General features: G+C 66.3%; 1 protein-coding gene. It reads left to right on the forward strand.

Annotated elements, in window-relative coordinates; translation table 11 throughout:
- Nucleotides 1–846, forward strand: an 846-nt coding sequence (locus L0D16_RS12340) for an integrase core domain-containing protein (RefSeq protein WP_423247876.1), incomplete at its 5' end; no start/stop codon positions are given.
- Between the last annotated feature and the right edge of the window lie 9 nt (nucleotides 847–855).

An 855-nucleotide genomic window follows, 5' to 3' on the forward strand; every position in this document is an offset into this window, starting at 1 on the left:
AAACGCCTCAAGGAAGAGGGCCTTGCCGGTCTTAAGCCTCGGTCAAGACGTCCTCAGCGCTTGCGGAGGAGGATTTACTGGTCTTCCGATCTGCTGATCCGGGTGGAAGCCCTAAGGAAGGAGAACCCCACCTGGGGCCGCTGGCCGATTTGGCTGACCCTAAGGAAGGAGGGCTTTGCGGTGAGCGAGCGCACCGTGGGCCGCATCCTCGCCCATCTGGAAGCCAGGGGGCAGGTGGAAAGGGTGGCCGCCTTCCTGGCCCGGGCGAGGCGGGGCAAGGGGAGGCCAAGACCCCAGAGGCCCTACGCCCAGAGGAAGCCCCGGGGATACGAGGCCAGGGCGCCCGGGGACCTGGTGCAGTTGGACACCCTCACCGTGACCCTAGGGCCCGGGGAGGTGGTCAAGCACTTCTCGGCCCTGGACCTGGTCACGCGCTTCTCCCTGGCCCAGGTGCACACCAGGGCCACGGCCAACCTGGCGGCGGGATTCCTCTCCGCCCTCGTGACCAAGGCCCCCTTCCCCATCCGGGCCGTCCAGGTGGACGGGGGGAGCGAGTTCATGGCCGAGTTTGAGGAAGCCTGCCGGAGCCTGGGAATCCGGCTCTTTGTGCTGCCCCCACGGAGCCCGAAGCTCAACGGGCACGTGGAGCGGATGCAGCGCACCTTCCGCGACGAGTTTTATACCCTGCCCTTGCCAAGGGGGCTTGTGCGCCTGCAGGCCGAGCTGGACGCTTATCTGGCGTACTACAACCACCGCAGGCCCCACATGGCCCTGGGGGGGCTGGCGCCCCTGGAGTTCTTGGCTAAAATGCAAGCGGAGTCGGTCCCCCAGTCTCAGATGTATTGACCGATTACA

Origin of the sequence: Thermus altitudinis (assembly GCF_022760835.1) — a bacterium.
Taxonomy (GTDB): Bacteria; Deinococcota; Deinococci; order Deinococcales; family Thermaceae; genus Thermus; species Thermus altitudinis.